The organism is Mesorhizobium sp. M2E.F.Ca.ET.209.01.1.1, from assembly GCF_004010375.2.
GTDB lineage: Bacteria > Pseudomonadota > Alphaproteobacteria > Rhizobiales > Rhizobiaceae > Mesorhizobium.
The window spans coordinates 1-553 of the sequence record NZ_SADP02000102.1; the positions used below are offsets into that span (position 1 = coordinate 1).

Below are 553 nucleotides of genomic sequence, written 5' to 3' on the forward strand. Positions count from 1 at the left end.
AGCGAGCGCCGAGCCCATCTCTCCTCGCTTCCAGTGCTGCAAGAGATTCCCATACCAAATCTCTTATCGAAAGGAACATAGGGTTCCACGAACCGTTCAACCGGAAGCAAGGAACCACTGCCATGAACAGTGTCATCTATCTCATAGGTCTCATCGTCGTCGTGCTCGCGGTGCTCTCCTTCCTCGGCTTTCATTAGGAGGACGTCATGCGGAGCGGAAATGATCAAGGCCGTGGACCGGCCGAGTTCACCAAGGCTAAAAACGACATTACCGACCGTGTTAAAAAAGAAAGCCAAAGCGCTGGAGAGGCGCTCCAGACTGCCCGCGACGAGCTCGGCCGTAAGGCAGCCGATTACACGGCGGAAGTACAGGAGGCTGTATCCGAGAAAGCCCAGCAAACGCAGCGCGACATTGGATCCAGCTTGGCGGCATTTGGGAGTGCTCTGCGCGCCGCAAGCGACCATTTGGCCAACAGCGACCAGAGCCCGGCGGCGGGTTTTATGCGGGATGCGGCAGGCGGATTGGAAAGTCTATCCTCCTCATTGAAAGACAA

At 56.6% G+C, this 553-nt stretch carries 2 pseudogenes; both read left to right on the forward strand.

Going from position 1 to position 553, the window contains the following annotated elements:
• A pseudogene (locus EN852_RS41795) lies at window positions 1-197 on the forward strand (hypothetical protein); the annotation flags it as partial.
• Window positions 198-206: 9 nt separating this feature from the next.
• Window positions 207-553, forward strand: a pseudogene (locus EN852_RS34775) (hypothetical protein); the annotation flags it as partial.